Origin of the sequence: Bradyrhizobium sp., from assembly GCF_027451485.1 — a bacterium.
Taxonomy (GTDB): domain Bacteria; phylum Pseudomonadota; class Alphaproteobacteria; order Rhizobiales; family Xanthobacteraceae; genus Bradyrhizobium.
In genome coordinates, this window is the sequence record NZ_DAIDJE010000045.1 from 1 (window position 1) to 6,563 (window position 6,563).

7 protein-coding genes are annotated in these 6,563 nt (G+C 60.6%); 5 read left to right on the forward strand and 2 right to left on the reverse strand.

Annotation, left to right across the window (positions count from 1 at the left end; translation table 11 throughout):
- The coding region (locus NEZ08_RS06515) for a cation:proton antiporter (RefSeq protein ID WP_298105450.1) at positions 1-364 on the reverse strand (364 nt) is incomplete at its 3' end.
- 97 nt (positions 365-461) lie between these two features.
- Entirely contained in the window at positions 462-1,331 is an 870-nt protein-coding gene (locus tag NEZ08_RS06520; protein ID WP_298105453.1) for an NAD(P)-dependent oxidoreductase, read from the reverse strand.
- A gap of 216 nt (positions 1,332-1,547) precedes the next feature.
- Here NEZ08_RS06520 and NEZ08_RS06525 point away from each other — a divergent pair, with 216 nt between their 5' ends.
- From NEZ08_RS06525 to NEZ08_RS25750, 5 genes are all read left to right on the forward strand, one after another.
- Entirely contained in the window at positions 1,548-1,985 is a 438-nt protein-coding gene (locus NEZ08_RS06525) for a VOC family protein (RefSeq protein ID WP_298105456.1), read from the forward strand.
- Between the two features lie 190 nt (positions 1,986-2,175).
- Positions 2,176-3,303 carry an Mrp/NBP35 family ATP-binding protein gene (locus NEZ08_RS06530; protein ID WP_298105458.1) on the forward strand — a complete coding sequence of 376 codons (1,128 nt, stop codon included), beginning with the start codon at positions 2,176-2,178 and terminating at the stop codon, positions 3,301-3,303.
- Between the two features lie 145 nt (positions 3,304-3,448).
- Complete coding sequence (locus tag NEZ08_RS06535; protein WP_298105461.1) at positions 3,449-4,537, forward strand: TRAP transporter substrate-binding protein; 1,089 nt, start codon at positions 3,449-3,451, stop codon at positions 4,535-4,537.
- Positions 4,538-4,703: 166 nt separating this feature from the next.
- Complete coding sequence (locus NEZ08_RS06540) at positions 4,704-5,792, forward strand: TRAP transporter substrate-binding protein (protein WP_298105464.1); 1,089 nt, start codon at positions 4,704-4,706, stop codon at positions 5,790-5,792.
- 54 nt (positions 5,793-5,846) lie between these two features.
- Positions 5,847-6,512, forward strand: a complete 666-nt coding sequence (locus NEZ08_RS25750) for a group II intron maturase-specific domain-containing protein (RefSeq protein ID WP_367278380.1) — start codon at positions 5,847-5,849, stop codon at positions 6,510-6,512.
- The last annotated feature ends 51 nt before the right edge of the window (positions 6,513-6,563 follow it).

Consider the following 6,563-nt stretch of genomic DNA (forward strand, 5'->3'; position numbering starts at 1 on the left):
CAAGCGGGCTGCCCAGTACAAGATAAGCGGCAATTCCGGTCACAGCCGCAGTGATGACAACCCCGACGGTCGCGATCACCACAATCGTGATCCAGACCCGCTTCAAGACCTCGAGCCGCAGGGATGCGCCGCCGTCAAACAGAATGTAGCTCGCCCCGAAAAGCAGGACGATCTGGTTCAAAGCCGAATCCGCCTCGATGTTCACCAGACCGAGGCCCGCCGGTCCGACGCCCATGCCGACGATCAGAAACAGTGCGACGTCGGGAATTCTGATCTTTTGAGCCAGAAAGCCGGTGAGGATGCCGATGGTCAGGATAAGTCCGAATTGAAGCAGGGTGTGTTTGGCAATCTCAACCGAATTCACCCCGCCCTCCAACCCATTGGTGTGAACTCCCGACGCCTCTCGCGTCAGGACCTTCTCTGGCGGGGCGCCACCTTGTCGATGATGGCGCCGCCGCGCATCAGCGCTCCAGCCGCGCCAACAGGCTCGACGTATCCCAGCGCTTGCCGCCCATCTTCTCCACTTCAGAGTAGAACTGGTCGACCAGCGCGGTGACCGGCAGATGCGCGCCGTTGCGGCGGGCTTCCGAGATGCAGATCGACAGGTCCTTGCGCATCCATTCCACTGCAAAGCCGAAGTCGTACTTGCTCTCGTTCATGGTCTTGTAGCGGTTCTCCATCTGCCAGGACTGCGCCGCGCCCTTGGAAATGGTTTCGATCACGGAAGCGATGTCCAGGCCCGACTTCTTCGCAAAATGGATGCCTTCCGAGAGCCCCTGCACGAGGCCGGCGATGCAGATCTGATTGACCATCTTGGTGAGCTGTCCGGCGCCGGCCGGACCGAGCCGTTTGCACATCCTGGCATAGGCGGCGATGATCGGCTCAGCACCGGCATAGGCATCTTCATTGCCGCCGCACATCACCGTGAGCACGCCGTTCTCGGCGCCGGCCTGTCCGCCCGACACCGGCGCATCGACGAATTTGAAGCCGCCCTTGGCGGCAGCCGCATCGAGTTCGCGCGCAACCTCGGCCGACGCGGTCGTATGATCGACAAAGGTCGCGCCCTTCTTCATTCCGGCGAACGCCCCGTCAGGGCCGATCGTGATGGCGCGCAGGTCGTTGTCGTTGCCGACGCAGGCCATAACGAAATCCTGACCTTCGGCAGCGGCCTTGGGCGTGGCTGCGGTCTTGCCCTTGAACTTCTCGGCCCAGGCTTTGGCCTTGGCCGGCGTCCGGTTGTACACCGTCACCTCGTGGCCGCCCTTGACGACGAGATGTCCTGCCATGGGAAAGCCCATGACGCCGAGACCGAGAAAAGCGACTTTAGCCATTTGTGCAATCCTGGGGTTCTGCCGGCGCATTGATCAGGCCGGGCATGTTCGTGAAGGGAGCGGTAAACTGGTTCGGCGCGCGAAACAGGCTCCGCCTTACCCGCCGCCACAGCGCATCACCTCGAGGGGTGGGCCGCTATTTGGCGGGCGGGCTGGGTTTTATGCTAGCATGACCTGATAGTCGAGTTTCAAAACAAAAAAGGGGAGAGAGATCATATGGGCATGAGCGTAGGCGTGCTTGATCACTTCAATATCCGGACCCGCAAGCTCGCCGATACCGTTCGGTTCTACGAGGACGTTCTGGGCCTTGAAAAGGGCGATCGGCCGAATTTCGCCTTTCCGGGCGCCTGGATGTACAGCGAGGGCAAGGCGGTGGTTCACCTGGTCGATATTTCGCCGACCGAAGAGGCACAAAAGCCGGATTCCGGCGTAGTCCATCATGTCGCCTTCGTGAGCCGGGGTTTCGACGCGATGAAATCGCGGCTCAAGTCGAAGAACATGCCATTCGATGCGCGGCAGGTTCCTGGCGGTGACCTCTGGCAGATCTTCGTCAACGACCCCAACGGCGTCATGATCGAATTGAACTATGAGGCCGCCAAGGAGCAGGGCACTTCGGCTCCTTCGATGCGGGCGGACGACGTCGGCAGGAAGTAGCCTTCGCGGGACCGCTCCAGACCATGAACCGGAGCGCTGGATCAAGCTTGGTGCAGCATATTTGCCTTGCGACAAAGACGACGTGCTGGCACGAGTTCATGCTGAAACAGGCGAAGGCATGATCGCTCTTTGATGAAAATCGAAGGCGTTCGTGCCTCATTGTATCGCCGACAAGAGTCAGGAGATGCCCGTGGGCGTGACGCAACAACAGGTTCAGGACGCCCTTGCCAAGGTGGCCACGCCGCGCGGCGTGGCCCTCACGAATGCCGGCGTGCTGTCACCGATCTCGGCCAGTGACGGCAAGGTGTTCTTTTCCATTAATGTCGAGGCGAGTGAAGCGCGCGCCTGGGAAAGCGTGCGTGCGGCTGCGGAGGCCGCTGTGCGCGCCATTCCCGGCGTCGAGGTTGCGATGGTCGCGCTGACGGCCGAACGAAAAGCTGGTTCGGCTGCTCCACCCCCGCAGCATCGCCATGCTCAGGGCGTACAGAACGTTGCCAGCCATCGGCCGCCGGGCGGGGCTTCGCCGATGGCCAAGCAGGCGGAAATTCCGGGCGTTGCAGCCATCATTGCGGTGGCTTCCGGAAAGGGCGGCGTCGGCAAATCCACCACCGCGCTAAATCTGGCGCTCGGCTTGCGCGATCTCGGCCTGCGCGTCGGCCTGCTCGATGCCGACATCTATGGGCCGTCCGTACCGCGTTTGACCGGGCTGCGCGAGAAGCCGCAGCTTAGCGACGACCGCAAGATGATTCCGCTTCAGCGCTTCGGCCTGTCGATCATGTCGATCGGTTTCCTCGTGGAGGAGGAGACCGCGATGATCTGGCGGGGGCCGATGGTGATGTCCGCTGTGACGCAGATGCTGCGCGATGTCGTATGGGGCAAGCTGGACGTGCTGGTGGTCGACATGCCGCCAGGCACCGGCGATGCGCAGCTCACGCTGGCGCAGACCGTGCCGCTCAAGGGCGCCATCATCATCTCGACGCCTCAGGATCTGTCGCTGATCGATGCGCGGCGCGGGCTGGCGATGTTCAGGAAGGTCAATGTGCCGGTGCTCGGCATCATCGAGAACATGAGCTATTTCCAGTGCCCGCATTGCGGCACGAAGTCCGATATCTTCGGCCATGGCGGGGCGCGGCACGAGGCCGAGCGCCTTGGAGTACCGTTCCTCGGAGAAATTCCACTGCATATTTCGATCCGCACCACCTCGGATGCCGGGACCCCCGTGGTCGAGAGCGAGCCCAGCGGGCCACATGCGGCAATCTATCGCGCGATCGCAGCCAAGGTCCGCGATCAGCTTCAAGGTGCGATTGCTGCGGCTTAGCAGGGGGAAAGAAGACCCATCAGACTTTCGTTTAATCGGTCGCCTGCCGGGCTTGCCTGGTTTTCGCGCGACCGGCATCCGTGTTAAAGCCAGCCGAAAGAGTTTCGATGATATCGGGACACGCTTACCCAAGGAGAAGCATTAGATGAAGCGCCGCGATTTTTTGAAGGTTTCAGCCGTGGGAGCTGCGGCAAGTGCCGTTGCCGCGCCCGCGATCGCGCAGTCCTCGCCTGAAATCAAATGGCGTATGACGTCAAGTTTCCCGAAATCGCTCGACACGATCTATGGCGGTGCGGTGGAGTTCGCCAAGTACGTCGCCGAGATGACGGACAACAAGTTTCAGATTCAGGTCTTTGCCGCCGGCGAAATCATTCCCGGCCTGCAAGCCCTTGACGCCACCTCGAACGGCACCGTCGAGATGAGCCACACCGTCTCTTATTATTACGTGGGCAAGGATCCGACCTTCGCGATCTATGCTTCCGTGCCGTTTGGCCTCAATGCGCGGATGCAGAATTCGTGGTGGTACCAGGGCGGAGGCGAGCAGCTCGGCAACGAGTTTTTCAAGAAGTTCGGCGTGATCGGTTTTCCCTGCGGCAATACCGGCACCCAGATGGGCGGCTGGTTCCGTAGAGAGATCAAGACGGTTGCCGATCTCTCCGGCCTGAAATTCCGCATTGGCGGCATCGCCGGCCAGGTCCTGCAAAAGCTCGGCGTCGTGCCGCAGCAGCTGGCAGGTGGCGACATCTATCCGGCCCTGGAAAAGGGTACGATCGACGGCGCCGAATGGGTCGGCCCGTATGATGACGAGAAGCTCGGCTTCCAGAAGGTCGCCAAGTATTACTACTATCCCGGATTCTGGGAAGGTGGTCCGACCGTTCACGCCTTCTGCAATCTCGAGAAGTGGAATTCGCTGCCGAAGAACTATCAGGCGATCCTCTCCAGCGCGGCGACCTACGCCAACACCTGGATGGCTGCGCGCTACGACATGGAGAATCCGGCCGCGCTGAAACGGCTGGTTGCCGGCGGCACCCAGCTTCGGCCCTTCACAAACGAAGTGCTGGAAGCCTGCCTGAAGGCGACGAACGAACTCTGGGCGGAAATCTCGGCCAAGAATGCCGACTTCAAGAAATCGATCGACGCGATGCAGGCCTATCGCTCCGATGAATATCTCTGGTGGCAGGTTGCCGAATACACTTTCGACAGCTTCATGATCCGCTCGCGCACTCGCGGCTAATCGTCACCTCAGTGCTCCTCACGAGCCCGGCATCGCAAGACGCCGGGCTTTTTGCGTTGCGGGAAGAGATGATCGGCTGGAAATCCGGGCCCGGATGTTTCATGCTCGCCGGCGCCAAAGGCCTCGCCACGAAGGCCGGCACACAACATCAACGGGAGGAAGTTTGATGAAGCGTCGAGATTTTATCAAGGTCACGGGCCTGGGCGTCGCGGGTGCCGCGAGCCTTGCTGCGCCCGCGATCGCTCAGTCCATGCCGGAGCTCAAATGGCGGATGCCGACGAGCTGGCCGAAATCGCTCGACACGCTGTATGGCGCAGCCGAGATGATGGCCAGGATGGTCGGCGAGGCAACCGACAATAAATTCCAGATCCAGACGTTTGCGGCGGGCGAAATCGTACCGGGCTTGCAGGTTCTCGATGCCGTGCAGAACGGCACGGTCGAGATAGGGCACACCGCCTCGTACTACTATTTCGGCAAGGACCCGACCTTCACCTTCGGCTCGTCGGTGCCGTTCGGCCCCAACATGCGGATCAACCAGGCCTGGTACATGCTTGGAGGTGGCAAGGAAATCCTGAACGAGTTCTATAAGAAATACAACGTCACCTCGCTTGTTGCCGGCAATACCGGCTGCCAGATGGGCGGCTGGTTCCGCAAGGAGGTCAAGACCGTCGAAGACCTGAAGGGCATGAAATTCCGCATTGGCGGTTTTGCCGGTCGCGTCATGCAAAAGCTCGGCTGCGTGCCGCAGCAGCTTGCGGGCGGCGACATCTATCCCGCGCTGGAAAAGGGCACGATCGACGCGGCCGAGTGGGTCGGTCCCTATGACGACGAGAAGCTCGGCTTCTACAAGGTCGCTCCGCACTATTACTATCCCGGCTGGTGGGAGGGCGGGCCGATGCTGATCGCCTTCGTCAATCTCGACAAATGGAACGCGCTGCCGAAATATTATCAGAGCGTTCTCGAGCAGGCCGGCCACTATGCCAACAACTGGATGATGGCGAAGTATGATCAGGCCAATCCTCCGGCGCTGCGCCGGCTGCTCGCCGGAGGCGCGAAACTGCACGCCTTCTCGCCGGAGATCATGGAAGCCTCGCACAAGGCGGCTAAGGAATTGCACAGCGAGGTCGCCGCAAGCAACGCGGACTTCAAGAAGGTCTATGAATCGCTGACCAGCTTCTCCAATACCGACTATTCGTGGTTCCAGGTCGCCGAGCTCAGCTACGACTACTTCATGGCACGCCATGCACAGAGCTGATCAGCGCTGACGAAAAAGGGAGCCCCGGTGCGCAGGCTCCGGGGCTTTCTGTTGGTGCGCCCGGCATGGGCATTGACTTGGAGGTGGAAGTCCTCCGGTGAGCTGCTAACTCCCTTTGATAAGGAGATGAGGCGACAAGGGTATAGGCTCACGCGATGGGCGGATGACTGGGTAGTGAGCTGTCGGACTCAGGCGGAGGCGGAGCACGCCTTGGCGCGAGCGGTGAAGATACTCGAACAGCTCGGCGTAGCGCTCAATCGGGCGAAGACCCGGATTGTGCACATTGCGCACGGCTTCGAGTTTCTCGGATTCAAGATCCAACGTGGGAAAGGCAAGTTACGCCTAACCTCCAGTCGGATCAGATCCAAACTGAACCGGCAGAATCTCTATGCCATTCCCACACAGAAGTCGTTGGACCGATTCAAGGATCAGATCAGGACCCTAACGCAGAGGAAGATACCTCTGCGTTTGGGCGAGGTGATCAAAACGATCAACCCGGTCGTCCGAGGATGGGGAAACTACTACTGTCGCTCCCATGTCAGAAAGCGCTTCAATCAGCTGGATCGATGGATAATCCGAAGGCTGTGGTCGCATCGCACCAAGCGGTGGCGTAACGCAGCGTGGAGGGAATATCCCACCAAACGGTTGCGCGCGGAGTTCAAGCTGGTCAGCCTTGTCTCGCTCATACCTTCGCTTCGGATCGCGCAAGCCCCTCCATGAAAGCCGGATACGGGAAAACTGTACGTCCGGTTTGGGCGGCGGACGGAGGCC

Bases quoted from the DNA above. Each gene is read 5' to 3' on its own strand.
- NEZ08_RS06520 (WP_298105453.1), bottom strand. From the start codon at position 1,331: ATGGCTAAAGTCGCTTTTCTCGGTCTCGGCGTCATGGGCTTTCCCATG.
- NEZ08_RS06525 (WP_298105456.1), top strand. From the start codon at position 1,548: ATGGGCATGAGCGTAGGCGTGCTTGATCACTTCAATATCCGGACCCGC.
- NEZ08_RS06535 (WP_298105461.1), top strand. From the start codon at position 3,449: ATGAAGCGCCGCGATTTTTTGAAGGTTTCAGCCGTGGGAGCTGCGGCA.
- NEZ08_RS06540 (WP_298105464.1), top strand. From the start codon at position 4,704: ATGAAGCGTCGAGATTTTATCAAGGTCACGGGCCTGGGCGTCGCGGGT.